General features: G+C 70.1%; 26 protein-coding genes. 19 read left to right on the plus strand and 7 right to left on the minus strand.

Annotation, left to right across the window (positions count from 1 at the left end; all coding sequences use genetic code 11):
- Window positions 1-17 precede the first annotated feature (17 nt).
- Genes ACTOWY_RS20010 through ACTOWY_RS20020 form a run of 3 tightly spaced genes read left to right on the plus strand, consistent with a single transcriptional unit; the run spans window position 18 to window position 3,291 of the window.
- Window positions 18-1,535 (plus strand): Nramp family divalent metal transporter, encoded by a 1,518-nt coding sequence (locus ACTOWY_RS20010; RefSeq protein ID WP_441311158.1) that lies wholly within the window; start codon window positions 18-20, stop codon window positions 1,533-1,535.
- 5 nt (window positions 1,536-1,540) lie between these two features.
- Window positions 1,541-2,257 (plus strand): hypothetical protein, encoded by a 717-nt coding sequence (locus ACTOWY_RS20015; protein WP_441311159.1) that lies wholly within the window; start codon window positions 1,541-1,543, stop codon window positions 2,255-2,257.
- Complete coding sequence (locus ACTOWY_RS20020) at window positions 2,257-3,291, plus strand: TerC family protein (RefSeq protein ID WP_441311160.1); 1,035 nt, start codon at window positions 2,257-2,259, stop codon at window positions 3,289-3,291. The genes ACTOWY_RS20015 and ACTOWY_RS20020 overlap by 1 nt, the downstream gene beginning before the upstream one ends.
- A gap of 75 nt (window positions 3,292-3,366) precedes the next feature.
- On the opposite strand, the gene ACTOWY_RS20025 is transcribed toward ACTOWY_RS20020, so the two are convergent.
- From ACTOWY_RS20025 to ACTOWY_RS20035, 3 genes are all read right to left on the minus strand, one after another.
- Complete coding sequence (locus ACTOWY_RS20025) at window positions 3,367-3,567, minus strand: hypothetical protein (RefSeq protein ID WP_441311161.1); 201 nt, start codon at window positions 3,565-3,567, stop codon at window positions 3,367-3,369.
- 98 nt (window positions 3,568-3,665) lie between these two features.
- Window positions 3,666-4,421, minus strand: coding sequence for a GntR family transcriptional regulator (locus ACTOWY_RS20030; RefSeq protein ID WP_441311162.1), 756 nt, complete (start codon window positions 4,419-4,421; stop codon window positions 3,666-3,668).
- A 241-nt stretch (window positions 4,422-4,662) separates the two neighbouring features.
- Window positions 4,663-6,006, minus strand: a complete 1,344-nt coding sequence (locus ACTOWY_RS20035; protein ID WP_441311163.1) for an MFS transporter — start codon at window positions 6,004-6,006, stop codon at window positions 4,663-4,665.
- A gap of 120 nt (window positions 6,007-6,126) precedes the next feature.
- Here ACTOWY_RS20035 and sucC point away from each other — a divergent pair, with 120 nt between their 5' ends.
- The 7 genes from sucC to ACTOWY_RS20070 all read left to right on the plus strand — a co-directional run bounded on the left by sucC (window position 6,127) and on the right by ACTOWY_RS20070 (window position 15,058).
- Window positions 6,127-7,299: an ADP-forming succinate--CoA ligase subunit beta gene (sucC, locus tag ACTOWY_RS20040; protein WP_441311164.1), complete on the plus strand. Its 1,173-nt coding sequence runs from the start codon at window positions 6,127-6,129 to the stop codon at window positions 7,297-7,299.
- A 4-nt stretch (window positions 7,300-7,303) separates the two neighbouring features.
- Window positions 7,304-8,197, plus strand: coding sequence for a succinate--CoA ligase subunit alpha (gene sucD, locus ACTOWY_RS20045; RefSeq protein ID WP_441311165.1), 894 nt, complete (start codon window positions 7,304-7,306; stop codon window positions 8,195-8,197).
- A 23-nt stretch (window positions 8,198-8,220) separates the two neighbouring features.
- The gene (locus tag ACTOWY_RS20050; RefSeq protein WP_441311166.1) at window positions 8,221-9,081 is read left to right on the plus strand and encodes a hydroxypyruvate isomerase family protein; all 861 of its coding nucleotides are present in this window, start codon (window positions 8,221-8,223) and stop codon (window positions 9,079-9,081) included.
- Window positions 9,078-9,968, plus strand: coding sequence for a 2-hydroxy-3-oxopropionate reductase (locus tag ACTOWY_RS20055; RefSeq protein ID WP_441311167.1), 891 nt, complete (start codon window positions 9,078-9,080; stop codon window positions 9,966-9,968). Before ACTOWY_RS20050 ends, ACTOWY_RS20055 begins: the two co-directional genes overlap by 4 nt.
- Window positions 9,969-9,982: 14 nt before the next feature.
- Window positions 9,983-11,680 carry a glyoxylate carboligase gene (gene gcl / locus ACTOWY_RS20060; RefSeq protein WP_441311278.1) on the plus strand — a complete coding sequence of 566 codons (1,698 nt, stop codon included), beginning with the start codon at window positions 9,983-9,985 and terminating at the stop codon, window positions 11,678-11,680.
- A 187-nt stretch (window positions 11,681-11,867) separates the two neighbouring features.
- Complete coding sequence (locus tag ACTOWY_RS20065) at window positions 11,868-12,062, plus strand: hypothetical protein (protein ID WP_441311168.1); 195 nt, start codon at window positions 11,868-11,870, stop codon at window positions 12,060-12,062.
- Window positions 12,063-12,103: 41 nt separating this feature from the next.
- Entirely contained in the window at window positions 12,104-15,058 is a 2,955-nt protein-coding gene (locus ACTOWY_RS20070; RefSeq protein ID WP_441311169.1) for a helix-turn-helix transcriptional regulator, read from the plus strand.
- Window positions 15,059-15,073: 15 nt separating this feature from the next.
- On the opposite strand, the gene ACTOWY_RS20075 is transcribed toward ACTOWY_RS20070, so the two are convergent.
- Window positions 15,074-15,472 (minus strand): NUDIX hydrolase, encoded by a 399-nt coding sequence (locus ACTOWY_RS20075; protein ID WP_441311170.1) that lies wholly within the window; start codon window positions 15,470-15,472, stop codon window positions 15,074-15,076.
- Between the two features lie 65 nt (window positions 15,473-15,537).
- Between ACTOWY_RS20075 and ACTOWY_RS20080 the strand changes: the two genes are divergently transcribed.
- Both ACTOWY_RS20080 and ACTOWY_RS20085 read left to right on the plus strand, forming a co-directional pair.
- Window positions 15,538-16,083: an EF-hand domain-containing protein gene (locus tag ACTOWY_RS20080; RefSeq protein ID WP_247763673.1), complete on the plus strand. Its 546-nt coding sequence runs from the start codon at window positions 15,538-15,540 to the stop codon at window positions 16,081-16,083.
- A gap of 59 nt (window positions 16,084-16,142) precedes the next feature.
- The gene (locus tag ACTOWY_RS20085; RefSeq protein ID WP_441311171.1) at window positions 16,143-16,877 is read left to right on the plus strand and encodes a DUF4429 domain-containing protein; all 735 of its coding nucleotides are present in this window, start codon (window positions 16,143-16,145) and stop codon (window positions 16,875-16,877) included.
- Here the strand turns inward: ACTOWY_RS20085 and ACTOWY_RS20090 are convergent.
- Window positions 16,874-17,872: a LysR substrate-binding domain-containing protein gene (locus tag ACTOWY_RS20090; protein ID WP_441311172.1), complete on the minus strand. Its 999-nt coding sequence runs from the start codon at window positions 17,870-17,872 to the stop codon at window positions 16,874-16,876. The two genes, ACTOWY_RS20085 and ACTOWY_RS20090, sit on opposite strands and share 4 nt — an antisense overlap.
- 116 nt (window positions 17,873-17,988) lie before the next feature.
- On the opposite strand from ACTOWY_RS20090, the gene ACTOWY_RS20095 reads away from it, so the two are divergent.
- Together ACTOWY_RS20095 and ACTOWY_RS20100 are read left to right on the plus strand one after the other, a co-directional pair.
- Window positions 17,989-18,921: a trypsin-like serine protease gene (locus ACTOWY_RS20095; protein ID WP_441311173.1), complete on the plus strand. Its 933-nt coding sequence runs from the start codon at window positions 17,989-17,991 to the stop codon at window positions 18,919-18,921.
- Between the two features lie 82 nt (window positions 18,922-19,003).
- A complete protein-coding gene (locus ACTOWY_RS20100) occupies window positions 19,004-20,743 on the plus strand; it encodes a lipoxygenase family protein (protein ID WP_441311174.1) in 1,740 nt (579 codons plus the stop codon).
- On the opposite strand, the gene ACTOWY_RS20105 is transcribed toward ACTOWY_RS20100, so the two are convergent.
- Complete coding sequence (locus ACTOWY_RS20105; protein ID WP_441311175.1) at window positions 20,740-21,303, minus strand: TetR/AcrR family transcriptional regulator; 564 nt, start codon at window positions 21,301-21,303, stop codon at window positions 20,740-20,742. The two genes, ACTOWY_RS20100 and ACTOWY_RS20105, sit on opposite strands and share 4 nt — an antisense overlap.
- Window positions 21,304-21,398: 95 nt before the next feature.
- On the opposite strand from ACTOWY_RS20105, the gene ACTOWY_RS20110 reads away from it, so the two are divergent.
- Genes ACTOWY_RS20110 through ACTOWY_RS20130 form a run of 5 tightly spaced genes read left to right on the plus strand, consistent with a single transcriptional unit; the run spans window position 21,399 to window position 23,918 of the window.
- Window positions 21,399-21,884 carry a DoxX family protein gene (locus tag ACTOWY_RS20110; RefSeq protein ID WP_441311176.1) on the plus strand — a complete coding sequence of 162 codons (486 nt, stop codon included), beginning with the start codon at window positions 21,399-21,401 and terminating at the stop codon, window positions 21,882-21,884.
- Window positions 21,885-21,942: 58 nt separating this feature from the next.
- Window positions 21,943-22,284 carry an ArsR/SmtB family transcription factor gene (locus tag ACTOWY_RS20115; protein ID WP_441311177.1) on the plus strand — a complete coding sequence of 114 codons (342 nt, stop codon included), beginning with the start codon at window positions 21,943-21,945 and terminating at the stop codon, window positions 22,282-22,284.
- Window positions 22,277-22,774: an SRPBCC family protein gene (locus ACTOWY_RS20120; protein ID WP_441311178.1), complete on the plus strand. Its 498-nt coding sequence runs from the start codon at window positions 22,277-22,279 to the stop codon at window positions 22,772-22,774. Before ACTOWY_RS20115 ends, ACTOWY_RS20120 begins: the two co-directional genes overlap by 8 nt.
- Window positions 22,771-23,190: a glyoxalase superfamily protein gene (locus ACTOWY_RS20125; protein WP_441311179.1), complete on the plus strand. Its 420-nt coding sequence runs from the start codon at window positions 22,771-22,773 to the stop codon at window positions 23,188-23,190. The genes ACTOWY_RS20120 and ACTOWY_RS20125 overlap by 4 nt, the downstream gene beginning before the upstream one ends.
- Complete coding sequence (locus tag ACTOWY_RS20130) at window positions 23,190-23,918, plus strand: DNA alkylation repair protein (protein WP_441311180.1); 729 nt, start codon at window positions 23,190-23,192, stop codon at window positions 23,916-23,918. The genes ACTOWY_RS20125 and ACTOWY_RS20130 overlap by 1 nt, the downstream gene beginning before the upstream one ends.
- On the opposite strand, the gene ACTOWY_RS20135 is transcribed toward ACTOWY_RS20130, so the two are convergent.
- Complete coding sequence (locus tag ACTOWY_RS20135) at window positions 23,908-24,945, minus strand: MBL fold metallo-hydrolase (protein ID WP_441311181.1); 1,038 nt, start codon at window positions 24,943-24,945, stop codon at window positions 23,908-23,910. The genes ACTOWY_RS20130 and ACTOWY_RS20135 overlap by 11 nt on opposite strands.
- Window positions 24,946-25,037: the final 92 nt, after the last annotated feature.

Genomic DNA, 25,037 nt, shown 5'->3' on the forward strand with positions numbered 1-25,037 from the left:
GAAAGAGGTTTCTCATCATGGATCCTTCGAACACCCCGAGCGCGGGGCCGACCACCAGCGGGGGCAATGACCTCGCCGGCGGCGGCTCGGAACGCGTGTGGCGGGCCGGTCGGCTCGATCCGATGCCCATCCGGAAGTTGCCCGACGCGCCACCGTCGGTGCACCTGATCGGTCCCACGGTGTTCCTGGTGGCACTCGGGGTCGGCATGGGCGAGTCGTACATGTGGCCCCGCCTGGTCCTGGTCTTCGGACCGGAGATCCGGTGGTTGTTCCTCATCGGCGTCACCCTGCAGGCCGTGGTGATGCTGGAAATGGCCCGTTACGCCATGGCCACCGGCGAGAGCATCTTCGCCGGCGCGGCCCGGGTCTTCAAACCCATCATGTGGTTCTTCTTCTTCGTCGCGATAGCCGTCTACATCTGGCCCGGCCACCTCTCGGCCGGCATGTCGGCGCTGGAGAAAATCAGCGGAATACCTTGGCAGGTCAGCGCGATCGTCGGCCTGGTACTGGTCGGCGTGCTGTTCAGCCTGGCCAAGGTGATCTACAACCTGCTGGAGAACGTCCTAGCGATCCTCATTGGACTGCTCGTGGTCAGTACCGCGGTGGTGGCGGCACTGGTCGGCACGTGGGCAGACCTGTCCAGCACGATCAGCGGCATGTTCCAGTTCGGCTATCTACCGACCGAGATGTTCTCCCAGACGTGGTTCCCGATCGTCGTGGGCTCGATCGCCTTCGCCGGACCCTCTGGCATGCAACAGATGTGGTACACGCTGCACCTGCGTGACTCCGGCGCCGGCATGGGCGCGCACATCCCGCAGATCAAGGGATTGCGAGCCTCCGAATCCGGTGCGGCCGAACAGATGCCCGCCCGCGGGTTCATGTTCGACACCGCCGATCCGGCGGAGATGGCCAAGTGGAAGGGCTGGCGGCGCTGGGTCACCTTCGACGCGCTGCTGTTGTTCTGGGGCGTGACCATGCTGGTCACCGTCTCCTTCACGGTGCTGGCCCAGACCGCGGCCAGGCAGAACCCCAACGTGAAGGACCTCATCGCGGGCGGTGACCGCAACGCGGCGCTGGACGCGATGGCCGACGCCTTCTCCTCCCTCGGCGGACCCGCGCTGGGCACGGTGTTCTTCGGGTTCATCGCGCTGATCGGGTTGAACGCCACCCTGGGCCTGTTCGACTCCTTCTCCCGCGGTCAGGCCGACATGACCTACTTCTTCGTGCCCGGCGCCAAGAAGATCGGCATGTCCCGGCTCTACGCGGGCTTCCTGTGGGGCCTGATCCTGTTCGGCATCGTGATCCTGTTGTGGGGCCCGGCCAAGGGCCCGGCGGCGATCCTGGACGTGCTGGCGTTCCTCTCCGCCTTCGCCATGGGCGCCTACTGCGTGGTGCTGTTGCTGGTGAACAACAAGATGCTGCCCAAACCGATCCGGCCGAAATGGTGGACCAACGTCATCATCGGCTTCGGCGCGGTGTTCTACCTGGGCATGCTGTTCTACTCCCTGATCGCCTACGGCGTGGTATTGGACTGATCATCATGAGTGAACCGCTGCAACCGCCACGAATCAGCGCCTTCGCTCAACTGGCCGCCCCCGGCGCGCTGGTGGGTGTGCTGGCCGGCTCGGTCGCCGGTCTGCTGGCCTTGCTGGTCGGCCAGCCGCTGGGCTGGGCGCTGACCACCGCGCTCGGACTCGGGGTGCCACTGGCCCTGCTGGGCGGGCTGTACGGGATCGGCGCGGCCACCGGTCACATCCGGCTCGGCGTGTTCGCGCCTGCCGCGGTGTTCTGGCTCATCGGATTCCCGTTGAGCAGGCTGACCCAGGAGATCGTGGTCCACCTGGTGATCGCGGGCAACCTGCGAGTGCCCGACGATCTGCTCGGATTCCTGGCCTACCAGGGAATCGTGAGCGCCGGATTCGCGATCGGCTTCATCTGGCTGCACGAACGCCTTGCCCCACAGCTGTTCCGGCGGTTCGCTCCGCGCAACCCGCTGGCCGCTCAGGCATTCGCCCGTTACGCCTCCCACGCGGAAACGGTGTGGGCGGCCAAGACCCGTGCCCGAGCCGCGCGAGCGGCTGTGAGGGGCCGCTCCGGGAGTGCCACACGGAATAGCCGCGCCGAGGCGGCCCCTGGCGGCACGGCCGGACCACCCGAATACGCCCGGTATGAGGGCGGCCCGGCCGCACCGCCAGAAACCACCTCGATCACGCCTCTCCCGCACGGCACTCCCAGAGCGGCCCCTGAAGGAGCCTGATGACCTTCTCCATGTGGGTCTGGATCGCCACGGTGGGTGGTCTGGGCGCGATCGTCGCGTTCGACTTCTACCTGGCGGCCCGCAACCCGAGGGATCCCTCGTTCTCCGAATGTGTGGGCTGGACCGTCGCCTACGTCACCCTAGCCGTCCTTTTCGGACTCGGGGTGCTGTGGCTGGCCGGTCCGCGCTACGGCGGGGAGTTCTTCGCCGGCTGGATCACCGAGTACTCGCTGTCGGTGGACAACCTGTTCGTGTTCATGCTGATCATGAGCAGGTTCGCGGTGCCCAAGCTGTACCGGCAGAAGGTGTTGCTGGTGGGCATCGTGATCGCGTTGCTGATGCGCGCGGTGTTCATCGCGGTGGGCGCGGAAGCGGTGTCCCGGTTCAACTGGCTGTTCTACGTCTTCGGCGCCTTCCTGATCTTCACGGCGTGGAAGCTGCTCCGGCAGGACCCGAACGCGGAGGAGGAATTCGCCGAGAACGTCGTCCTGCGCACGGTGAAGAAGTTCGCGCCCACCACCGAGGACTACGTGGGCGCGAAGATGGTGACCCGGATCGACGGGCGGCGGATGGTGACGCCGATGCTCATCGTGATGGTCGCGATCGGCACCACCGACCTGTTGTTCGCACTGGACTCGATCCCGGCGATCTTCGGGCTGACCAAGGAGCCGTACCTGGTCTTCACCGCCAACGCGTTCGCGCTGATGGGGTTGCGCCAGTTGTTCTTCCTGATCGGCGGCCTGCTCGACCGGCTGGTCTACCTCTCGGTGGGCCTGGCCGTGATCCTGGCGTTCATCGGGGTGAAACTGGTGCTGGAGGCCATGCACGGCTCCGGTGTCCCGTGGGCGCCGACCATCTCCATCCAGCTGTCCCTGTCCTTCATTGTGGGGACACTGGCGGTGACCATCATTGCTAGTGTGATCAAATCCAAGCGGACCGAACGAGCCGCTGCCGCCGCTGCGGCACCGGAACCCGTGCGGACCGCTCAGGCCTCGTCCAGCACAGCGGCGCTGGACGAGACCGGGACCGGATGAGCCCGGCGCACTGGAGCTATCCCTGGACCCAGTGACCGGTTGTGCGGTTCTCGGCAAACCATGAGGTGGCCGGGGTCAGGAGGAGGCAACCTCCTGGCCCTGGCCATGCCGCGTGGTGCTGGCCTGGCCTCGCAGGTAGTTCTCCACACCCGCGGTGGGGTTCTTCTTCGCTTCCGCCATGGCCGTGGCCAGGCCAAGGCCCATCGGGCGGTCGCCGCGCATGCCCAGCGGTTCCTGGGTGAGCGAACGCAGCAGCTGCTTGAACTTGCTCATCATCGATACACCTCCTCACATCAGGGGATACCCGAGCGGCGACGGTGCCATTCGGGAGTGTGTCGCAGTGAACTCCGGGAAATCCCGGAGTGTGGCGGGTCCTAGGGCTTGACGGGCGCGGTGCGGGCCACCGTGCGGCGGCGGCGCCGCAACGGCACCTCCGGCGCGGGCGGCTGCGCCGGCGCGCTCTGCCGGGCCTCCAGGTAGGACTGCCGGGTGCGGTCGGTGTGCTCACGCATGATCTCCGCGGCCCGCTCGGCGTCGCCGGTGGAGATCGCGCTGATCAGCTTGCGGTGCTCGCGCCAGGACTGCTTGCCGCGCTGGCGGGCGACCGGGGTGTAGAACCAGCGCACCCTGCGGTCGACCTGGGCGGCCAGTTCGAGCAGCACCTTGTTGCCGGAGAGTTCGGTGACGTAGCGGTGCAGGGCCGCGTTGGCGGCCACCGCCCCGTCCACGTCGTCGGCCATGACCGCGGCCTCGCCCTGCTGGCAGATCTCGCGCAGCCGGGCCACCCCGTCCTTGTCCGCGTTCAGCGCGGCCAGCCGCGCCGACTCGGTCTCCAGCAGGGTGCGCACGGCGAGCAGCTGGTCCGCCTCCTGCTCGGTCGGCACGTGCACGAACGCGCCGTATCCGGGTACCAGATCGACCCAGCCCTCGTTGTTGAGCCACTGGAGCGCCTCGCGCACCGGCTGCCGGGAGACACCCAGCATCTCCGCCAGCTCGCCCTCGACCAGGTGCTGACCCGGGGCGAGACTGCCGGTGATGATGAGGTCGAGCAGGGCCTCGAAGACCCGCTCCCGCAAGGGGACCGGCCGATCGATCCGGCGTGCGGCCGTGCCCTGCGCCAACTCCGACATCGTGTGCTCCATGAGGTGAGGTGGGCGCTTTCGCCCGGTGTGCCGATCTTGACTCTATTGTGCCTGGTCGACTGCCTACAGCATACAGTGTTCCAAATGCCTGAATTGCGTGAGCACGGCCACAAGCGGCAGACCACCCATACCGCGTACTCGATTCGGAAAGAAACACACCGATTGCGAGCAGTGCATCACCTTCCGCCACCAATCCGCATCTCATGATGCCCCAAATGGACGCTCGATCTCAGTGGACACGCTGGGTTGTCCAGAGCAATGGGATTCGGCCGGGTTGCCGCAGTGACCTGCACAACAGCGCCGAACCCAAGGCCAGGGCTCCTGCCAGCAAGAACAGTGCCGGGTACCCCATTGTGGGGACGGCGGCGGCGGTGAGACCGACCCCGGCGATTCCGCCGAATGCCTTGGCGCTGTAGACCACTGCATGTATCTCGCCGTGCCGCCGGTCCCCGAAGTACTCCCGGACCAGGCTGGCCACCAGCGGATAACACGCCCCGCCCGCGCCCGCGAGTACCGCCGCGGCCAGTAGCAATGGCAGGGATCGATCGGTGGCACTGGCGGCCAGTGCGGCCTGGGACAATGCCAGCACGGTGAGGGTGGCGGCCAGGGTGCGGGCCCGGCCGAGCCGGTCGGAGACCCGCAGCACCACCGCCCGCGCCACCCCGTTGCTCGCCACCAGCAGGGCGGTGGCCGCGCCGATCACCGGCGGGCTCAGTTCCAGCCGGGCGGCGAAGCCGGCGAAGGCGGCCACGGTGAACAGGGTGACCGCGCTGGCGCAGAACAGGATCACCGCGAGCGCGGGCAACGCGCCGATGCGCACCGCCTCTCCCGGTGAGTAGTCGCGGACCGCAGGGAGGTTGGCCGAGCCGGGGCCGCGGCGGCGGGACAGCGCCCACACCCGCGGATCCACCTGCGGCGGCCACCAGTTCGACGGCGGGTCCCGGAAGAGCACCCCGGCCACGGCGATCACCAGGCCCAGCACCAGGCCGGTGCGGTCCAGGGCGGGCACCAGGTTCGCCACGGAGACCGCGGGGAAGACGAAGAGCAGGAACGGGATGGCGCCGCAGGCGAACGCGCCGGTGACCAGGCTGACCCGCACGGCCGAGCGGTCCGGGAACCACTTGGCCACCGTGGACGCGCTCACCGCGTAGACCAGCCCGGCCCCCGCGCCGCCGAGCAGCGAGAAGCCCAGCAGGGCGCCGGCGAAGCCGGGTGCGCGACCGAGGGCCACTGGACCCAGCAGACACATCGCCGCGCCCAGCCAGAGTAAGGCCCGGGGACCGAGGACACCCCGTTCGCGCAGGTAAGCAACAGGTAAACCCACTCCGGCCTGGGCCACGATCCACAGCGCCAGCAACCAGAAGGTCTGGCTGACCGACCAGCCGTGCAGGGTGGACAGGGCGGGCGCGAGCGCGCCGAAGGAGTACTGGAACACCCCCGCGGCGGCCATCGCGGCCAGTGGCGGCAGCAGTTGCCAGGAGCGGGAATGGCCGGTCAGCAGCTCCGCGCTGGGGCCGACCCGGTAGTCGCGGCCGAAGCAGTCACGCAGCTCGGCGGGTGGGGGAGTGGTCATCGGTCCTCCCTCTACTAGATACTGTATGCAGTATACACAGAGTAGCAATGCTGGGGACCTGCTGAAATCATGCGGCTTGGCTCTGGTGCTCGGTCTCACATACTGTATACAGTAGGCGGCGTGGATCTGTACGAGTACCAGGCGAAGGATCTCTTCGCACAGCACGGGGTCCCGGTGGGTCCGCCGCAGCGGGTCGTCGAGGATCCGGCCGACGCCCGCGCGGCGGCGGCCGAGTGGGGCAGCCGGGTGGTGGTCAAGGCGCAGGTGAAAACCGGCGGCCGTGGCAAGGCGGGCGGAGTCAAGCTCGCCGTCGACCCGGAGGACGCGGAACGCAAGGCCGGAGCCATTCTGGGGCTGGACATCAAGGGGCACGTGGTGCGCCGGGTGCTGGTGACCCCCGCTTCGGAGATCGCCGAGGAGTACTACGTCTCCTTCTTGCTCGACCGGACCCAGCGCACGTTCCTGGCGATGGCCTCGGTCGAGGGCGGGATGGACATCGAGGAGGTCGCTGCCACCAATCCGGCGGCCCTCGCCAAGGTGCCCGTTGACGCCCTGCGTGGCGTCGACCTGGCCAAGGCCAGGGAGATCGTCGCAGCCGCCGCGTTCCCGGCCGAGGTGGCCGAGGAAGTAGCCGCGGTGCTGGTGAAGCTGTGGAACACCTTTGTAGCCGAGGACGCCACCCTGGTGGAGGTCAATCCACTGGTCCGTGACCCGCGGGGCAACATTCTCGCCCTCGACGGCAAGGTGACCCTCGATGAGAACGCCGATTTCCGGCATCCCGGACACGGCGACCTGGTCGATCAGGCCGCGGAGAACGAGCTGGAGGCCAGGGCGAAGGCCAAGGGCCTCAACTACGTCAAGCTGGACGGGCAGGTCGGCGTGATCGGCAACGGCGCGGGCCTGGTGATGTCCACATTGGACGTGGTGGCCTACGCGGGCGAACGGCACCGCGGGGTGAAACCGGCCAACTTCCTCGACATCGGCGGCGGCGCCTCCGCCCAGGTGATGGCCGACGGCCTGGAGATCATCCTGGGTGATCCGGACGTGCGCTCGGTCTTCGTCAACGTCTTCGGCGGCATCACCGCCTGCGACGCGGTCGCCAACGGCATCGTCGCGGCGCTGGAGATCCTGGGCGCGGACGCGGCGAAACCGTTGGTGGTGCGCCTGGACGGCAACAACGTCGAGGAAGGCCGCCGGATCCTGGCCGAGGCGGACCACCCGCTGGTGACAGTGGTGGACACGATGGACAACGCGGCCGACAAGGCCGCCGAACTGGCAGCCGCGGGGGTATGAGTCGATGGCGATCTTCCTGACCGAGCACAGCCGGGTCATCGTGCAGGGCATGACCGGCGCCGAAGGTGTCAAGCACACCAGGCGGATGCTGGCCGCGGGCACCACCGTGGTCGGCGGTGTCACCCCGGGCAAGGGCGGCCAGTCCGTGGACTTCGACGGGGTGGCCGTGCCGGTGTTCGGCTCGGTGGCCGAGGCGATGACCGCGACCGGCGCGGACGTGACGGTGGTCTTCGTGCCGCCGCGCTTCGCCAAGGCCGCGGTGATCGAGGCCGTCGACGCCGGCATCGGCCTGGCGGTGGTGATCACCGAGGGCGTGCCCGTGCACGACACCGCCTACTTCTGGGCCCATGCCTGCGCCGCGGGCAACAAGACCCGGATCATCGGCCCCAACTGCCCGGGGATCATCTCGCCCGGCAAGTCCAACGCGGGCATCATCCCGGCCGACATCTCCGGGCCGGGCAAGATCGGCCTGGTGTCCAAGTCGGGCACCCTGACCTACCAGATGATGTACGAGCTGCGGGACTTCGGTTTCTCCACCGCGGTCGGCATCGGTGGCGACCCGATCATCGGCACCACCCACATCGACGCCCTCCAGGCCTTCCAGGACGACCCGGAGACCGCGGCGATCGTGATGATCGGTGAGATCGGCGGCGACGCCGAGGAGCGCGCGGCGGCCTACATCGCCGAGCACATCACCAAGCCGGTGGTCGGCTACGTCGCGGGCTTCACCGCCCCCGAAGGCAAGACCATGGGCCACGCGGGCGCCATCGTCTCCGGCTCCTCGGGCACCGCCGCGGCCAAGCAGGAGGCCCTGGAGGCCGCGGGCGTCAAGGTCGGCAAGACCCCCAGCGAGGCGGCCCGTCTGATGCGGGAGTGCCTCAACCCGATCACCGTGTGACGAGAAGCCTGAATGGAGCCGTCTTGACCAGTCCGAACCTGCGTTTCGACGTCAACCTCTCCATCCTGTTCACCGAGCTGCCGCTGCTCGAACGCTTCGCCGCGGCAAGGGCCGCCGGGTTCGACGCGGTGGAACTGTGGTGGCCGTTGCCCGAAGCCGTGCCACTGCAACGGGAACTGGACGCGGTGCGGCGCGCGATCGAGGACGCGGGCGTGCGCCTGCTCGGACTCAACTTCGCCGCCGGGGACATGGCGGCGGGAGAGCGCGGACTGCTCTCCCGCCCCACCGACGTGCACCTGTTCCGGGAGAACGTGCACGTGGCCGTCGAGTTCGCCGGCCAGCTGGGCTGCAAGACCCTCAACGCCCTCTACGGCAACCGGGAACCCGGGCTGTGGCCACAGGAACAGGACGAGCTGGCCGTGGCCAACCTGACCTACGCCGCCCAGGCCGCGGGCCGGATCGGCGCGACCGTGGTGGTCGAGGCGCTGAACTCGCACGAGAACCCGATCTACCCCATCATCTCGCTCGCCTCCGCCTACCACGTGCTGGACCTGGTGCGCGCGAACGGGCCATCCAACGTGGCCTTCCTGGCCGACCTCTACCACCTGAGCCGGATGGGTGAGGACCTCGACACCCAGATCGACCGGCGGGGCGCGGAGTTCGGCCATGTGCAGATCGCCGACACCCCTGGCCGCGGCCAGCCCGGCACCGGCGGCATCGACTACGAGAAGGTGCTCGCCCGCCTGCTGCTCGCGGGTTATGACGGCCACATCGGCCTGGAGTACCGCCCCGTCGGCCCCAGCGCGGACAGCTTCGGCTGGCTGCCCAAGCTGAAGGCATGCGTGGAAGTTCAGGTGAAGGACGCTGTGGAGGGATCGGCATGACCGCTGTCGGATTCATCGGCCTGGGCATCATGGGCGCCCCGATGGCCGTCAACCTGGTGCGCGCGGGCCACCAGGTGATCGGCCACGACGTGTTCGGCGCCGGGCCCGCCCGGCTGGCCGAGGCGGGTGGACAGACCGCGGACAGCATCGCCGAGGTGCTGGCCACCGCCGAGGTGCTGATCACCATGCTGCCGGACTCCCCACAGGTGGAGCAGGTGGTCCTCGGCGAGGGCGGGGTGTTCGAGCACGCCAGACCCGGACTGCTCTACGCCGACATGAGTTCCATCCGGCCAGCGACCTCGCGCCGGATCGGCGAACTCGGCGCTGCCGCCGGGATCCGGGTGCTCGACGCCCCGGTCAGCGGCGGCGAGAAGGGCGCGCTGGACGGCACGCTGTCCATCATGGCCGGCGGCGCGGCCGAGGACTTCGCCGCGGCCCGGCCGCTGTTCGAGGTCCTCGGCGGCACCATCGTCCACGTAGGACAGTCCGGCGCCGGGCAGACGGTGAAGGCGGCCAACCAGCTGGTGGTCGGCGGCACCTATGCCCTGGTGGCCGAGGCCATCGTGCTGCTGGAGGCCGCGGGCGTGGACGCGAACCTCGGCCTGGACGTGCTGGCAGGCGGACTCGCGGGCAGCCGGATCCTGGAGATCAAACGCAAGTCCATGGTGGCCAGGGAGTTCACCCCCGGCTTCCGGATCGACCTGCACCACAAGGACATGGGCATCGTGCTCGCCGAAGCGCGCGCCGCCGAGGTGGCCCTGCCGGTCACCGGGGTCACCGCGGCGCTGATCGCGGCGGCCAGGGCCCAGGGCCACGGCGCCCTGGACCACTCGGCTCTGTTGAAGGTGATCGAGAACCTCTCCGGACGAGGGAGCACGACATCATGAAGAGCATTCCCTGCATGGAGGCCGTGGTCCGGGTGCTGGAATCCGAGGGCGTGGACACCGTCTTCGGCATCCCCGGCGCCGCGATCCTGCCCCTCTACGCCGCGTTGCGGCACAGCACGATCCGGCACATCACCGTGCGCCACGAGGAAGGCGGCACGCACTCCGCCGACGGCTGGGCCAGGGTCACCGGCAACGTCGGGGTGTGCATCGGCACCTCCGGCCCGGCGGGCACCAACATGATCACCGGGTTGTACACCGCGCTGGCCGACTCGATCCCGATCATCTGCATCACCGGCCAGGCGGCCAAAGCCAAGCTGCACCAGGAATCCTTCCAGGCCGTGGACATCGTGGAGATCGCCAAACCGGTCACCAAATGGGCGGTGCAGCTCAAGGAACCGGCCCAGGCGGCCTGGGTGTTCCGGGAGGCCTTCCGGATCGCCCGCTCCGGGCGGCCGGGCCCGGTGCTGATCGACTTGCCCATTGATGTCCAAAGAGGACTGTGCAACTACGACCCTGCCCTGGACGCGGCGCTGCCGGTGGAGGTGCCGCAACCCAGGGCCGAGCCGGTGCGCGCCGCCATCGAGATGCTCCTGGCCGCCGAGCGCCCGCTGATCCTGGCCGGTGGCGGGGTGATCGTGGGCGACGCCACCGACGAGTTGCGTGGCCTGGCCGAGCACCTGGGCATCCCGGTGCAGGTCACCCTGATGGGCAAGGGCGCCTTCCCCGAGGACCACGACCTGTTCGCCGGGATGGCCGGATTGCAGACCCAGACCCGGTGGGGCAACGCGGCCTTCCTGGAAAGCGACTGCGTCCTGGCGGTCGGCGCCCGCTTCGGCGACCGGCACACCGGCGACCTGGAGACCTACCGGCGCGGCCGCAAGTTCATCCACGTCGACATCGAGCCCACCCAGCTGGGCAAGGTCTTCGAACCCGACCTCGGCATCGTCGGCCACGCCCGCCCCACCCTGGCCGCGCTGGCCTACCAGGCCAAGGAACGCACCCGCCCGCGCACACCGGGCGACTGGCCCAAGCGGATCGGCGAACTCCGGGAGACCCTGCCCCGGCGCGACGACTTCGACGACGTGCCGATCAAACCACCGAGGGTGTACCGGGAACTCAACGAGTTCTACCCGCCGGACACCACCTTCGTCACCGCGATCGGGCTTTACCAGATCTGGTCCGGCCAGTTCCAGCGCACCTACCTGCCGCGCCGCTACCTGGTCTGCGGCCAGGCCGGGCCGCTGGGCTGGGAGATCCCGGCCGCGATCGGCGTCAAATGCGCCTACCCGGAGCGCACCGTGGTCGCGGTCTGCGGCGACTACTCCTTCCAGTTCCTGATGGAGGAGGTCGCGGTCGCCGCCCAGTACGAGATCCCGTTCGTCATCGTCATGATCAACAACGAGTATCTCGGGCTGATCCGCCAGGCCGAGATCCCCTACGACATGAACTTCGCCGTCGACCTGCACTACGGCAGCAGCGGCATCGACCACGTCAAGGTGATGGACGCCTTCGGCTGCCCAGCGGTCCGGGTGGAGGAGCCCGGCAAGATCCGCGAGGCCCTGGCCTGGGCCACCGAGGAGGCCGAGCGGGTGCGCAAGCCGGTGCTGGTGGAGGTCATGGTCGAACGCGAGGCCAACGCCGCCATGGGCGCTTCCCTGGACGCGATCAAGGAGTTCGAGCCCGCGCCCGAACTGGCCCCGGCGGCCGACTGAGCACTTAGGCGTCTCCGCGGGGAACCTCAGCCCCCCTTACCCCCGAATCTGGGCGGGTAAGGGGGGCTGAGGGGTCCCGGGTAAGGCATATCCCGTCCACAACCGGGGCGATCTTCCGACGCGGCCCCCCGGCCCTCAGCAGCAGTCTTCACCTCACAACGACACGAGTCGAACCGAGGAGAAGACGATGATCACCTGGACTGACCAGGCACTGCGGGCAGAGGTCGACTACCGGACCGACCGCGCCCAGGCCGCGATGGGCCACGGCGACCGCAAGGAGCGGATCGCCCGCCGCTGGCTCGGCCTGGTCCGCAAGGACGCGGACACCCAGCCCGAGAAGGACCCGGAAGAGCCCTCAGAGGAGTATCGGACCGCCGCCTGAACAGGGAATTCGAGCCGAGAATGTCAGGCGGGTATGCCACGATGCAGGACGTGGCACGGTTGGGTTCAGGAATTCCGCTCGTCGCGCGGGGCGCGCAGTTGCGCCAGCTCCGCGCGGCGTTGCGGCAGGCGTCCAAGGGCGCGGCGAGCGCGGTGCTGGTGGCCGGGGACGCCGGGGTCGGCAAGTCCCGGCTGCTGGCCGAGCTGAGTGAGCTGGCCGCGGCCGAGGGCGCGCTGATGCTCACCGGCCGCTGCCTGGACGTCGGGGAGGGCGGTCTGCCCTACCTGCCGTTCGTGGAGGCCCTCGGCCTGCTCCGGGAGGGCCACCTGGACGCGCTGCGCGCGCATCCCGCGCTGGCCAAACTGCTGCCCGAGGTGCTGCCCGAGCACGTGGTGCCCTTCGACCCCCGGCGCACCGAGCTGGACATGAGCCAGCTGCAGATGTTCGACGCGGTGCACGCGCTGCTGGCCGAACTCGCCGCCGACCGCACCGTGGTGCTGGCCATGGAGGACCTGCACTGGGCCGATGGCTCCACCCGGCACCTGCTCTCCTTCCTGCTCTCCCGGCTGCGTGCCGGGCGGCTGCTGGTGGTGGCCACCTACCGCAGCGACGACCTGCACCGCCGCCACCCGCTGCGCCCGGTGCTGGCCGAACTGGTCCGGCTGCCCGCGGTGGAACGCCTCGAACTGAGCCCGTTCACCAACACCGACGCCCGCACCTTCGTCCGCCGCCTCTCCGACGGCACCTTGGCCGAGGACAAGATCGCCCAGATCGCCGAGCGTTCCGAGGGCAACGCTTTCTTCGCCGAGGAACTGATCGCCGCCTGCGCCGACCGGGACGACCGGATGCCGATCGGCCTGGCCGACGTGCTGCTGGCCCGGATCGAACGACTCGCCCAGGCCACTCAGCAGATCATCCGGGTCGCCTCGGTCTCCGGCCGCCGGGTCACCGACGCCCGGCTGCGCACCGTCAGCGGCCTGCCCGACGCCGAGATCGAGGCCGCGCTGCGCGAGGCGGTCACCCACCACGTGCTGCTGTACAAGGACGACAACCACGCCTACGTCTTCCGGCACGCCCTGCTGCGCGAGGCCGTCTACGCCGACCTGCTGCCCGGCGAACGGGTCCGGCTGCACGCCGGGTACGCCCGGTTCCTGGCGGCCAAGGACGGCAAACGCGGGGTGGCCGCCGAACTGGCCCACCACAGCCTGGAGAGCCACGCGCTGCCGCAGGCGCTGGCCGCCTCGGTCGCGGCCGCCAGGGAGGCCATGGAGGCCCGCGCGCCGGCCAAGGCGTTGCGGCACCTGGAACAGGCCATGAAGCTGTGGGGCGCGGTGCCCGATCCGGAGCAGGTCAGCGGCGGCGACGAGCTGCGGCTGGTGCACAAGGCCATGTACACCGCCGGCCTGGCCGGTGAGGACGACCGGGCGCTGGCCTACGGGCGCACCGCGGTGCAGATGGCCGAACAGATCGGCGACCCGGTGCGCTCGGCCGAGGTGCAGCGCAAGTACGTGCAGACCCTGCTGGCCCTGGAAGGCAAGCGGGACAAGGCGGTGCAGGTGATCGAACGCGCCTGGCAGCTGGTCGCCGACCAGCCGGCCAGCCCCACCCGCGCCTGGGTGCAGGCCATGCGGGCCAGGGTGGCGATGAGCGCGGACGAGCAGAGCTACGGGCTGGCCCGCGAGTACGCCGAGGGCGCGCTGGCCGACGCCAAGGCCAGCGGTTCGACCGGGGCCGAGATGGACGCGCTGATCTCGCTGTCGGTGATCCTGGAACGCGGCGGCCACCCCGAGGAGGCGGTGCGGCGGCTGCACGAGGCGGTGGACCGGGCCGCGGCCGCGGGCGCGCACAGCGTGGAGCTGCGGGCCTGGTTCAACCTGGCCGTCTCGCACTACGAACGCGGCCTGCTCGACCAGGCCCTGGACGCCGCCGCCAGCGGCCGCGGCCGGGCCGGGGCCACCGGACTGGAGTGGAGCCCGTACGGCACCGAACTGCGAGTGCTCAACATCCTGCTGCACTACGTCGCAGGCGACTGGGACGCCGCGACCGAGGCCGCCGACCAGGGCGCCTGCTCGGTGCCCGATATCGCCAGCGCCCGGCTCACCGCGATCTCGCTGTTCACCCTGGCCGGCCGCGGCGCGTACGACACGGTCGCCGAACTGGTCGCCCGGCTGCGCCCGGAATGGCACAAGGACTGGGACATCGCGGTGATGGCCGCGGCCTGCGCCGCCGACGCCCAGCTCTGGCACGGCCGCCCGGACAAGGCCCTGGAGTGGATCGACGAGGCGCTGTCGGTGGCCGAACGGCACCGCGAGCTGGCGGTGATCCGGATCGGCGCGCTCGGCCTGGCCGCGCACGCCGAACTGGCCGCCAAGGCCCGGCACAAGAAGGACGCCGCCACCGAGACCCGGCACCTGGACGCGGGGGAGCGGCTGCTCGCCAAGATCCGCCGGGCCGCCACCAGCGCCCGCCCGCGCACCGGCGAACTCGGCCCCGAGGGCCTGGCCTGGCTGGCTCGCGCCGAGGCCGAGGCCGCCCGCGTGCGCGCCGAGGACACCCCGGAGCACTGGCACCGGGTGGTCGAGGCCTTCGGCTACGGCCACACCTACGAGCAGACCCTGGCCCGCCTCCGCCTGGCCGCCACCCAGCTCACCGCGGGCGACAAACCCGCGGCCGAGGTCACCCTGTCCCAGGCCACCGAGGCCGCCGCCGCCCTGGGCGCCACCCCGCTGCAGGACGCCCTGGCCGCGCTGGCCCGCCGCGCCCGCCTCAACCTGGCCACCCCGGCCACCACCCGGGACACCATCGACCCGTTCACCCCGCGTGAGCGCGCGGTGCTGTCCCTGGTCGCCAGGGGGCACACCAACCGGCAGGTCGGCGCGGAGCTGTACATCAGCGAGAAGACGGTCAGCGTGCACCTGAGCCGGGTGATGGCCAAACTCGGCGCCGCCAGCCGCACCGAGGCGGTCACCAAAGCGCACGAACGCGCGTTGCTGTGACGCCCCGGCGCGGGATCAGCGCAGCGAACCGGCCTGGTGCAACTCGTCGAAGATGATCTTGTCGACCGGCGCCACCCGCTCCCGGTCGGCGTAGCCCAGCCACACCACCTCGGCGATCTCGTTGCTGGCCACCGGTGTGCCCGCGTACTCCGCCGAATAACAGGTCATCCGCACCAGCACCCCCTCGGCCTGTCCGTGCGCCTGCGCCTCGAAGGTGCCCACGTGCACCGCGGTCCCGGCCGCGACCGCCACGCCCAGCTCCTCGGCGATCTCCCGGACCAGGGTCTGCACGTCGGTCTCGCCGGGTTCGCGCTTGCCGCCGGGCAGGTAGTAGGCGTCCTTGCCGTGCGAGCGGGTGCTCAGGATCCGGCCGTCGGCCAGGTCGATCAGCGCGATCTTGTCGATGACGGTCATGCGGACATTCTCCGCCGCCGCAAATGCGCCCCCGGCGACCGGTCACCCCCTACCATGTGCGCGTGATGCCGGAACTGGTGCGGAAGCTCGAACACTCCTTCGCCGCCTTCGACGAGGACAACGACGGCTACATCCAGCTCACCGACCTGGAGGAGCGCAGCAAGCGCTTCTGCGTGCGGTTCAACGAGACCGACTCGCTCAAGGGCATCGCCGCCCTGGAGGGCATGCGGGAGCACTGGCGGGCGCTGGTCGAGCTGACCGACACCGACAACGACGGCCAGATCAGCAAGGCCGAGTTCGTCGCCGCGGTGGGCGCCGCGCTGGCCGAGTCCGACGCCGGCTTCGACCGGGTGTTCCGCCCGGCCCTGGCCGCCGGGTTCGCGCTGGCCGACACCAACGACGACGGGCACATCGGGGTGGAGGAGTTCGTCGCCTTCATGTACCTGGCCGGGTTCTCCCTGGCCAAGGCGCCGCGGCTGTTCGCGCTGCTGGACGCCAACGGCGACGGCAAGGTCAGCGTGGACGAGTGGCTCACCGCGTTCAAGACCCACTACACCGAGGCCACCGCGGATCTCGACCTCCCGGCGAACGCCTTCTTCGGCAGCACCTGAGATCTGAGAGATCGGTCGCATACACACCGTCCACACGCGACCCTGATTACCATTGCCCGGTGATTTCCGGGCCAGCCAGCACCCTCCAGGGCCATGACGGCGACGCCGTCCTGCACCAGGACGCCGTCGAGTTGCGTTTCCCGGTGCGGCTGAGCACGCGTGCGGTCAAGAGCGCGCGCGGTCCGCGGCGGGTGCCGTTGTCCGCGATCACCGACGTCGAGTACGAGGCCGCCGGCCGTCGGCCATACCTGCGGTTGCGGCTGGCCGGGGAACTGCCGGGGCACGAGCCGCGGCAGCCCGAACTGGACGTGGACGCGCTGGTGCTGCACTCGAATCGGCGGGCCGACAACGACGCGTTCGTGGCCGAGTTACGTTCGCGGCTCTCCGCCGACCCGGTGCCGGACCCGCGGTTGCTCGCCCCGGACGCGCACGCGCCCGGCCTGGCCCCGGTCACCGACCCGGTGCGGCTGCGGGTGTCCACTCTGGACGGTGTGGTCAGCCTGGACGAGCGGCGCCTGGTGATCGAGTTCAACTCGGGCATGCGCAAGCCGCGGCGGCACGAACTCGCCATCGCCGAGCTGCAGGGCGTGGAGTTCATCCCGGCCAAACCGCACCGCTGCGGGCTGGTCCGGTTCCTGGTGCCGGGCGCGGAACTGCGGCCGGATCCACGCCGTGATCCGCACACGGTCCGGTTCATGGCCGGCGCCGAGGAGGGCCGGATGGCCGACCTGGCCGCGGAACTGGCCGCCCGCCTGACCCCAGCCACCGAACCCGCACTGGTGTCCCAGACCTAGACCGCCAGGGGCGGGCAGACCAGCATGGCCGCGTCGAGTTCGGCGTGTGCCTCGGGATGGTCGGCCCACCACTGGGCGAAGGTCGGGTTTCTGTCCACAATGGACCGATAGGCGTAGGCGGCGCTGGCGAAGACCTCGTGCGCCCGGCCGGCCAGGGCGCCGTCGGTGCGCACCCCCACCATGATCGGCACCTGTAGCGGGTCGCCGAGCAGTGGCCGGACCGCTATTCCGTTGCCACTGCGCGAAGCCGGGGCGGCCAGGGACACCGCGCCGTTCTCCACCAGCACCCGCGCCATGCCGGCTTCCCAGGTGTGGTGCCGGATCCGCGGGGTGAAACCGGCGGTGGCGCAGGCGGTGTGCAGCTGCATGCGCAGGCTGTTGGCCTCCGGCGGCGGCACCACCCAGTCGCAGTCGGCCAGCTCCGCCAGCGAGATCACCTCGCGCACGGCCAGGGGATGGTCCTCGGCGACGGCGACGAACTGGGGTTCCAGGACCAGGGTGCGGATCTCCACACCGCTGAGTTTGCGGCGCTCCAGGCCGTCGAAGCGCTCGAACACGGCCAGGTGCAGCCGCGCGCTGTTGAGCATCTCGACCAGGGTGTGCCCGACCGGTTCGATCTCGGTGCGCACCTCCGAGCAGGGCAACCGGTTGCTCAACTCGGCTACCAGCCGGGCCAGGAACAGCATCGGCATGCATCCGGCCAGCAGCGGCTGCGGGGTGAAGGTGCGCGCCCGGTCCTGCGCGGAGGCCAGTAGATGATCTAAGTCGTCCAGCACCAGGCGCGCGGTGTTGACCACGTATCGGCCCAGTTCGGTGGGGGTGCTGCCGGTGGGGCTGCGGTCGAACAACCGCCCGCCCACCAGGCGTTCCACCCGCTGCAGCTGCGCGGTGAGCGCGGGCTGGGTGAGGCCGAGCCGGATGGCCGCCTTGCTCATGCTGCCGGTCTCGACGATGGCGCAGACCGCACGGAGATGCCGTAGCTCCAGGTCAGCCATAAACCGAAGTTATCGCCAATTCCGATGACCGGACACCCGACGTTCGGACGATATTTCAGTGCATCCGCCGGAGCCCCTGCCCTGCTTTTCCGGCGGCCCTGTGGAAAGGACAAGACATGTGGTCAAGCTGGCGGGGATGGGGTGCGGCGCTGGTCGCAGCCCTGGCCCTGACGACGGGCTTCGCCTCCTCGGTAAATGCTGCGACAACCAACAATGACGATGTTCAACCGTTGATCGTCGGTGGCCGCCCGGCCAGCGAGGTGTATTCGTTCATGGCCTCGCTGCAAGGCGGTCAGGGACATTTCTGCGGTGGTTCGCTGATCACCCCGACCTGGGTGGTGACCGCGAAACACTGTGTCCAGGGCCAGAGCCCCGGCGGGTTCCGGATCCGGGTCGGCAGCACCACCTGGAACGCGGGCGGCACCCTGGCCCAGACCGCGCAGATCGTGCAGGGCCAGGGTGACATCGCGCTGGTCCGGCTCAGTGCCGCGGTGCCGCAGGCGCCGATCGCGCTCGCCGCCGACGGTGGCGCGGCGGGCACGGAGACCCGGCTGATCGGCTGGGGCCAGACCTGTCCGACCCGCGGTTGTGGTGGCGCGCCGGTCCAGCTGCAGGAGGTCGATGTGCGGGTGCAGGCCAGCGGCTGCACCGACAACTTCAACCCGCAGACCGAACTGTGTCTGGGCGGCCTGCCCAGCGCGGGCGCCTGCTACGGCGACTCCGGTGGTCCCTCGGTCCGCCAGGGCAACGGGCGCTGGGAGCTGACCGGCGCGACCAGCCGGGCCGGCCGCGGGCAGCCGACCTGCGGGCAGGCCCCGGCGATCTACATGAACGTGCCGGCGCACAAGCAGTGGATCGACCAGGTCACCGGCGGCGATCCCGGCACGGGCTGTGGCAGCACCGCGGCCTGGACCGGCGATCAGCTGTACCCGCCGGAGACCGAGGTCGCGCACAACGGGCGGCGCTGGCGCTCGATCTGGTGGAACCGGGCCCAGGAACCCGGCGCCGGACCCTGGTACTGGCAGGACCTGGGGGCCTGCAACTCCTGACCGGACCCTATTTCGCGCACTATTTGCCACGGGCCCGCGGATCACCGCCGAAGGCTCGCGGGCCCGTGGCAGCCTCGCGCCTGTGGCCGACTACTTGATCTCGCACCGCGACCAGCGCGCGGACCGGGCCGACCAGGTGGCCGCCGTCCGCGCCACCTACCGGTACAACCTGGAACTCGGTTTCCCGGTGGCCGCGGGGGGCGGCGAGCAGGACGCGCCGTCCTCCCGGTGGCGGTTACGGGCCCTGGAGCAGCAGGAACGTCTGCGGCTGAACCTGCGGATGCTGCGTCGGCAGGGCAAGTGGAACTTCGTCAACGACCTGCGGCCGCTCGCGCCGCTGAAGCTGGCCGCGATGGTCAGGGAAGATGACATGGCCGGGATCGTGGACTACTTCATGCCGCTGCCCGGCGGCGTCACCGGCGATGTCCGGGAGAAGAGCCTGCAGGATTTCCGCGATGTCTTCGCGCTGTCGCAACCACCCTCGGTGATGGAGCGGTTCCGGAGTGACGACTACTTCGCCGAGTGCTTCGTGGCCGGGCCGGACCCGACCCGGCTCACCCGGATGACACACATCCCGGCGAAGTTCCCGATCAGCACCGAACACCTCGACCAGGTGCCCCAGCTCGGCGCCGACGACCTGGCCACCGCGATCGCCGCCGGCCGGGTGTACTGGGTGGACTACGAGTCCATGGCCGAACTGGACAACGGCGCCCACCCGCAGGCACCCAAGTACATGTACGCGCCGATGGTGGCCTTCTGCGTGCCCCGCAACGGCGATCAGCTCCGGCCCTTCGCCATCCAGTGCGGCCAGGACCCGGCCGGGCGGGAGATCTACACCCCGGCCGACGGGCACTCCTGGAACCTGGCCAAGAACTGCGTGCTGGCCGCGCACAACACCTACCACGAGGTGTTGACCCACCTGGGTTTCACCCATCTGATGAGCGAACCGGTGCTGCTGGCCGGGGTGCGCAACTTCGCCGCCAATCACCCGGTGTGGGTACTGCTGCGCAGGCACTTCGAGGGCACCTTCTCGATCAACAAGCTCGCGGTGGAACTGTTGATCCAGCCGGGCAAGGCGGTGGAGTACCTGATCGGCTCGGACCTGAAGAGCACCTACCCGTGGCTGGCCAAGCATCGCGCCGGCCACTCCTTCCGGGACAACTACCTGCCGAGGCGGCTGGCCGGGCATGGCACCGGCGGCCGGTCGCTGCCGCACTACCCCTACCGCGACGACGGCCTGCTGGTCTGGCAGGCCATCCAGGACTGGGTGCAGGAGTTCGTCGCGCTGTACTACCGCGATGACGCCGACGTGCGCGCCGACCACGAACTCCAGTCCTGGGCGGCCGAGGTAGCCACCGACGGCCAGGTCCGCGATTTTGGCGCCACGCCAGGGAAAATCGCCGACCAGGCCGATCTCGCCGAGATCCTGACCATGGTCATCTGGACCGCGGGCCCGCAGCACGCCGCGGTGAACTTCGCGCAAAAGGACCACCTGGCCTTCCTGCCCGCCAACCCCCTGGCCGGGTACACGCCGGAGCCTCGGGGCAAGGGGCACAGCGAGGCGGACTGGCTGGCCAACCTGCCCCCGCTGGACGTGGCGGTGCAGCAGTTCTGCGTGATGACCTTCCTCGGCTCGGTCCACCACACCACGCTCGGCGACTACGGCCGCGACTTCGCCACCGGCCCGGCCGCGGCCGCGCACCGGCGGTTCCAGGCCCAGCTCGGCGGCGTAGAGGACGCCATCGCCGCCCGCAATCAGCGGCGCGCGGTGCCGTATGAGTACCTGCAGCCCTCGCTGATTCCCAACAGCACCAACATCTAGAGCCCGCTGACCAGTATCGCGGTGATCACCCGCGCCGCTGCCTCCGGATCGGTGCCGACCGCCGGGGGCAGCGCGCCGGTGAGCCACAGCGTGGCGAACCCGTGCACCAGGGACCAGGCCGCGATCTCACCCAGTTCCGGCCCGGCCCTGCGCACCGACCGCACCCCGCTGACCAGCGGCGCGTTCGCCCGCTCGCGGGCGGCCAGCACCGCCGGATCCTCGGCGCGGTACAGCTCCGGGCGGAACATCACCTCGAAGTGCGCCCGGTGCCCGACCGCGAACCGCACATAGGCCACGCCCACCTCGGCGAAGCTGCCGGTCCGCTCGGCCACCTCGGTCAGCGCGTCCGCCAACAGCTCGAAACCCTCGGCGGCCAGCGCGGTGAACACCCCCGCCTTGTCGCCGAAGTGGTGCACCGGCGCGGCGTGCGAGACCCCGGCCCGCCGGGCCAGCTCGCGCAGGCTGAACCCGGCCGGGCCCGCCTCGGTGATCGCGGTGACGGCCGCGGCCAGCAGCGCGCGCCGCAGATCGCCGTGGTGGTAGGAGTCCCTGGTCGCCATGGGGCCACCCTAACCCGAATCTAGACGTTGACAAGATGCCGGTTCGCGGCGCATCTTGTCACCGACAAGTTCGAGCTTCTGGGGAAGGTGGGGCGATGGCTCCGTTCGTCATCCTGATCGTGGTCACCCTGGTGTTGTGGCTGGCTGGACGCCTGGGCGTGCGCTGGTTGCGGCCGTGGACGGCGCCGCTGCGCGGTGGGCTGGCGGCGATGTTCACCGCGACCGGCCTTGCGCACTTCATCGGCCTGCGGGCCGAGCTGATCGCGATGGTCCCGCCCGCGCTGCCCGCGCCGGAACTGCTGGTCACGGTTACTGGGGTGCTGGAACTGGCCGGGGCCCTGGGCCTGCTGTGGACGCCGACCGCACGCTGGGCCGCGGGCGCGCTCACCGTGTTGCTGCTGGTGATGTTCCCGGCCAACGTCTACGCCGCGCTCAATGGCCTGTCCCTGAGCGTGTTCGACCAGCTCTGGTCGCGCACCGCGCTGCAGATCGTCTTCCTGGTCGCCACCATCGCGGTGTTCCTCGGCCTCCGCCACGCCACCCGCACCGCGCCCGCGCCAGGCGCTGACCTGCGGGCTTGACCTCCGGCCGCGAACGGAGTAGAAAACTGACAGGTTATGAAACCGAGAGGTTATGGATATGGCGCCCGACTTGCTCGACGCGACCTTCGCCGCGCTCGCCGACCCCACCCGGCGGGCCATCCTCGCCCGGCTGACCCAGGGCGAGGCGACGGTCACCGAGCTGGCCGAGCCGTTCGCGATGAGCCAGCCCGCGATCTCCAAACACCTCAAGGTGCTCGAACGCGCGGGCCTGGTCTCGCGCGGCAGGGACGCGCAACGGCGACCGGTCCGGCTGGAGGCCCGGCCGCTGAAAGCCGCCACCGACTGGCTGGCGGCCTACCGCGAGTACTGGGCGGCCAGCTTCGACCGGCTCGACGCGCTACTCGCCGAGATACAGGAAGAGGAGGAGAACCGTGGCTGAACCGAGCCTGACCGTCACCACCCCGACCGACCGGGAGATCGGGTTACGCCGCGAGTTCGCCGCCCCGGCCCGGCTGGTCTTCGCCGCCCTCACCGAGCCGCCGTTGCTGAAACGCTGGCTCGGCGCCCAGGGCTGGCAGCTCGTCGACTGTGAGATCGACCTACGGGTCGGCGGACGCTGGCGGTTCCTATCCCGCAACGCCGAGGGTCTGGAGATGGGCCACGGCGGTGTGTACTGGGAGATCCAGCCGCCGGAACGCCTGGTGCACACCGAATCCTTCGACGACCAGTGGGTGCCCGGTGAGTCCGTGGTGACCCAGGACCTGGCCGAGTCCGACGGCCGGACCGTGCTCACCACCACCATTCGCTACCCGAGCACACAGGCCCGCGACCAGGCGGTGGCCAGTCCGATGGAACGCGGCCTCGGCGAGGGCTACCGCCGCCTGGACATCGTGCTGGACTCCCTTGTCCGCCAAGGAGGAACACCGTGAAGTGGACCCTGGAAGTCGTCATCGTCCCGGTCGCCGACCTGGCCCGCGCCCGCGAGTTCTACGCGGACAAGCTGGGCTTCGCCGTCGATCACGACACCAGGATCAGCGAGGACGTGCACATCGTCCAGCTCACCCCGCCCGGCTCGGGCTGTTCGATCGTGATCAGCAAGGGCATGTCCCAGATGGCGCCCGGTTCGCTCAAGGGCGTGCAGCTCGTGGTCGGTGATGTGCGGGCCGCGCACGCCCAGCTGGCCGAGCGCGGGGTGCCGGTCTCCGAGGTCCAGGTGGCCGGCGCTGGTGGCTTCCGGCCGGCCACCGCCGAGGATGATCTCAACAACCAGGGCTTCGTCTTCTTCGACGATCCGGACGGCAACAGCTGGGCGGTGCAGCAGATCACCAGCCGGGGCGTGGACTGATGAGCGCGCTGACCGCCGCGGCGTTCACCGCCCGGCTCACCGCGCTGGCCGATCCGGTGGAGAAAGAGAAACTCCAGCGCTACTTCAAAACCGGACCCGGCGAGTACGGCGAAGGCGATGTGTTCCTTGGCGTGCGGATGGGCGCGCTGTTCGAGGCGGCCAAAGACTTCCTCGAACTGCCCATCGCCGAACTGGACCGGCTCCTGGACAGTCCACTGCACGAGATCCGGGCCGGTGCACTGTCCATCATGGACAAACACGCCCGCCGCACACGCACCCCGGACGAGCGCAGGAAAGAACTCTACGAGCTGTACCTGCGCCGCCTGGACCGGATCAACAACTGGGACCTGGTCGACCTGGCCGCCCCGCACGTGGTTGGCGGCTACCTGTACGCCAGGGACCGCGCCCCGCTCTACAAGCTGGCCCGGTCGGCGAATCTGTGGGCCCGGCGCACCGCCATCTACGCCACCGCCTTCTTCCTGCGCAAGGGCGAGGTCGAGGACACCCTGGCCATCGCGGAAATCCTGTTGGCGGACAAGGAGGATCTCATCCACAAGGCGGTCGGCGGCTGGTTACGCGAGGTCGCCAACCGGGCCCCCGACCGCCACCGCGAATTCCTGGACCGGCACGCGCCGACCATGCCCAGGGTCACCCTGCGCTATGCCATCGAACGCCTGCCCGAGGATCGCCGCCGCCACTACCGGGAACTCAAAGCCGCTACAGCGTGAAGGTGCCGAGGTGCCCGTCCGGCTCGATCACCGTGCTGCGTGGGCTGATCCGGGCCACCACCGCCCGGAAGTCCCGCAGCAACTGGGGATCGATCCCCGGCGTGCCGAGCGGGGTGTCCATCCGGTCGTGGTGACTGGGCACCACGAACCGGGGCCGCCCCAGTGTGACCAGGGCCCGCTCCACGAACTGGTAGGTGGTGCCGCCGGTCAGGCTCAGCACGGCGACATCCGGTCGCTGCCCCGCCAGTTCGTTCTCGATGAACGCCGCGGTGCCGATGAACACCGCCGACAACCGGTCCCCGACATCCACCCGATAGGCCAGGGTGCCGCCCTCGACCAGTTCGCCGATGGTGGTCGGCGGCGGCGGGGGAGTGCGATGGGTGCCGGGCGCGAAGTACTGGTAGTTGGCCCCGGTCCCGTGCAGGCTGCGGAATCCGCGCACGGTGAAACCCTGGAAGTCCAGGTACTCGCCACCGCGGACGTCGATCATCCGCCCTGGATCGACGCCCAGCGCGGTGAGCAGGCAGCGGTGCGTCTCGGTGCCGGTGACCCGGGGCGTGTTCTTGTCCTTGCGGTGCAAGGCTTTCATCAGGTGCGGCACGTCAGCGAGATGGTCCCAGTGCCCGTGGGTCAGCAGGATCAGCTCCACCGGCGCCGGATCGTCGAGGACGGGAGCGAGGTGCTGGAGGTTGGTGGTCAGCGGGGCCGACGGGTCGAGGGCGCCCGCGGCGGTGGTGTAGCGGAACCGGCTGAGGTACGGGTCGATCAGCACCCGCCGCCCGTCGAAGCCCAGCTCCCACCCCGCCACCCCCAGCCACCGGAACCGGACCCCGGCACTGGCCCGGCGCGGCCACCCGGCACCGGCGGCGCCGGCGGCCTCGGCGGGTGCGGCGTTGCCCGGGGCGGCCTGGGCCGCCGCCGCGCCCAGCCCGGTCGCGGCCACCGTCGCCCCCGCGGTGCCCGCGAGCAGGCCGCGCAACAGATTCCGCCGGCCCGGGTCCGGCGCCCCGGCGCACTCGTCGCACATCGAAGATCCCCTCTCGTCATCGACTCGAACGGCGCGAGTTGATCAGAGCCCATCCCCAGTGTCCAACACCGATATCGCAACCGCAGCCATAC

The organism is Crossiella sp. CA198 (assembly GCF_052078295.1).
In the GTDB taxonomy this organism is placed as follows: Bacteria; Actinomycetota; Actinomycetes; order Mycobacteriales; family Pseudonocardiaceae; genus Crossiella.

Coding starts and splice junctions, on each gene's coding strand:
- ACTOWY_RS20010 (WP_441311158.1), top strand. CDS start 18: ATGGATCCTTCGAACACCCCGAGCGCGGGGCCGACCACCAGCGGGGGC.
- ACTOWY_RS20015 (WP_441311159.1), top strand. CDS start 1,541: ATGAGTGAACCGCTGCAACCGCCACGAATCAGCGCCTTCGCTCAACTG.
- ACTOWY_RS20020 (WP_441311160.1), top strand. CDS start 2,257: ATGACCTTCTCCATGTGGGTCTGGATCGCCACGGTGGGTGGTCTGGGC.
- ACTOWY_RS20025 (WP_441311161.1), bottom strand. CDS start 3,567: ATGATGAGCAAGTTCAAGCAGCTGCTGCGTTCGCTCACCCAGGAACCG.
- ACTOWY_RS20030 (WP_441311162.1), bottom strand. CDS start 4,421: ATGTCGGAGTTGGCGCAGGGCACGGCCGCACGCCGGATCGATCGGCCG.
- ACTOWY_RS20035 (WP_441311163.1), bottom strand. CDS start 6,006: ATGACCACTCCCCCACCCGCCGAGCTGCGTGACTGCTTCGGCCGCGAC.
- sucD (WP_441311165.1), top strand. CDS start 7,304: ATGGCGATCTTCCTGACCGAGCACAGCCGGGTCATCGTGCAGGGCATG.
- ACTOWY_RS20055 (WP_441311167.1), top strand. CDS start 9,078: ATGACCGCTGTCGGATTCATCGGCCTGGGCATCATGGGCGCCCCGATG.
- gcl (WP_441311278.1), top strand. CDS start 9,983: ATGGAGGCCGTGGTCCGGGTGCTGGAATCCGAGGGCGTGGACACCGTC.
- ACTOWY_RS20065 (WP_441311168.1), top strand. CDS start 11,868: ATGATCACCTGGACTGACCAGGCACTGCGGGCAGAGGTCGACTACCGG.
- ACTOWY_RS20070 (WP_441311169.1), top strand. CDS start 12,104: ATGCAGGACGTGGCACGGTTGGGTTCAGGAATTCCGCTCGTCGCGCGG.
- ACTOWY_RS20075 (WP_441311170.1), bottom strand. CDS start 15,472: ATGACCGTCATCGACAAGATCGCGCTGATCGACCTGGCCGACGGCCGG.
- ACTOWY_RS20080 (WP_247763673.1), top strand. CDS start 15,538: ATGCCGGAACTGGTGCGGAAGCTCGAACACTCCTTCGCCGCCTTCGAC.
- ACTOWY_RS20090 (WP_441311172.1), bottom strand. CDS start 17,872: ATGGCTGACCTGGAGCTACGGCATCTCCGTGCGGTCTGCGCCATCGTC.
- ACTOWY_RS20095 (WP_441311173.1), top strand. CDS start 17,989: ATGTGGTCAAGCTGGCGGGGATGGGGTGCGGCGCTGGTCGCAGCCCTG.
- ACTOWY_RS20105 (WP_441311175.1), bottom strand. CDS start 21,303: ATGGCGACCAGGGACTCCTACCACCACGGCGATCTGCGGCGCGCGCTG.
- ACTOWY_RS20110 (WP_441311176.1), top strand. CDS start 21,399: ATGGCTCCGTTCGTCATCCTGATCGTGGTCACCCTGGTGTTGTGGCTG.
- ACTOWY_RS20115 (WP_441311177.1), top strand. CDS start 21,943: ATGGCGCCCGACTTGCTCGACGCGACCTTCGCCGCGCTCGCCGACCCC.
- ACTOWY_RS20130 (WP_441311180.1), top strand. CDS start 23,190: ATGAGCGCGCTGACCGCCGCGGCGTTCACCGCCCGGCTCACCGCGCTG.
- ACTOWY_RS20135 (WP_441311181.1), bottom strand. CDS start 24,945: ATGTGCGACGAGTGCGCCGGGGCGCCGGACCCGGGCCGGCGGAATCTG.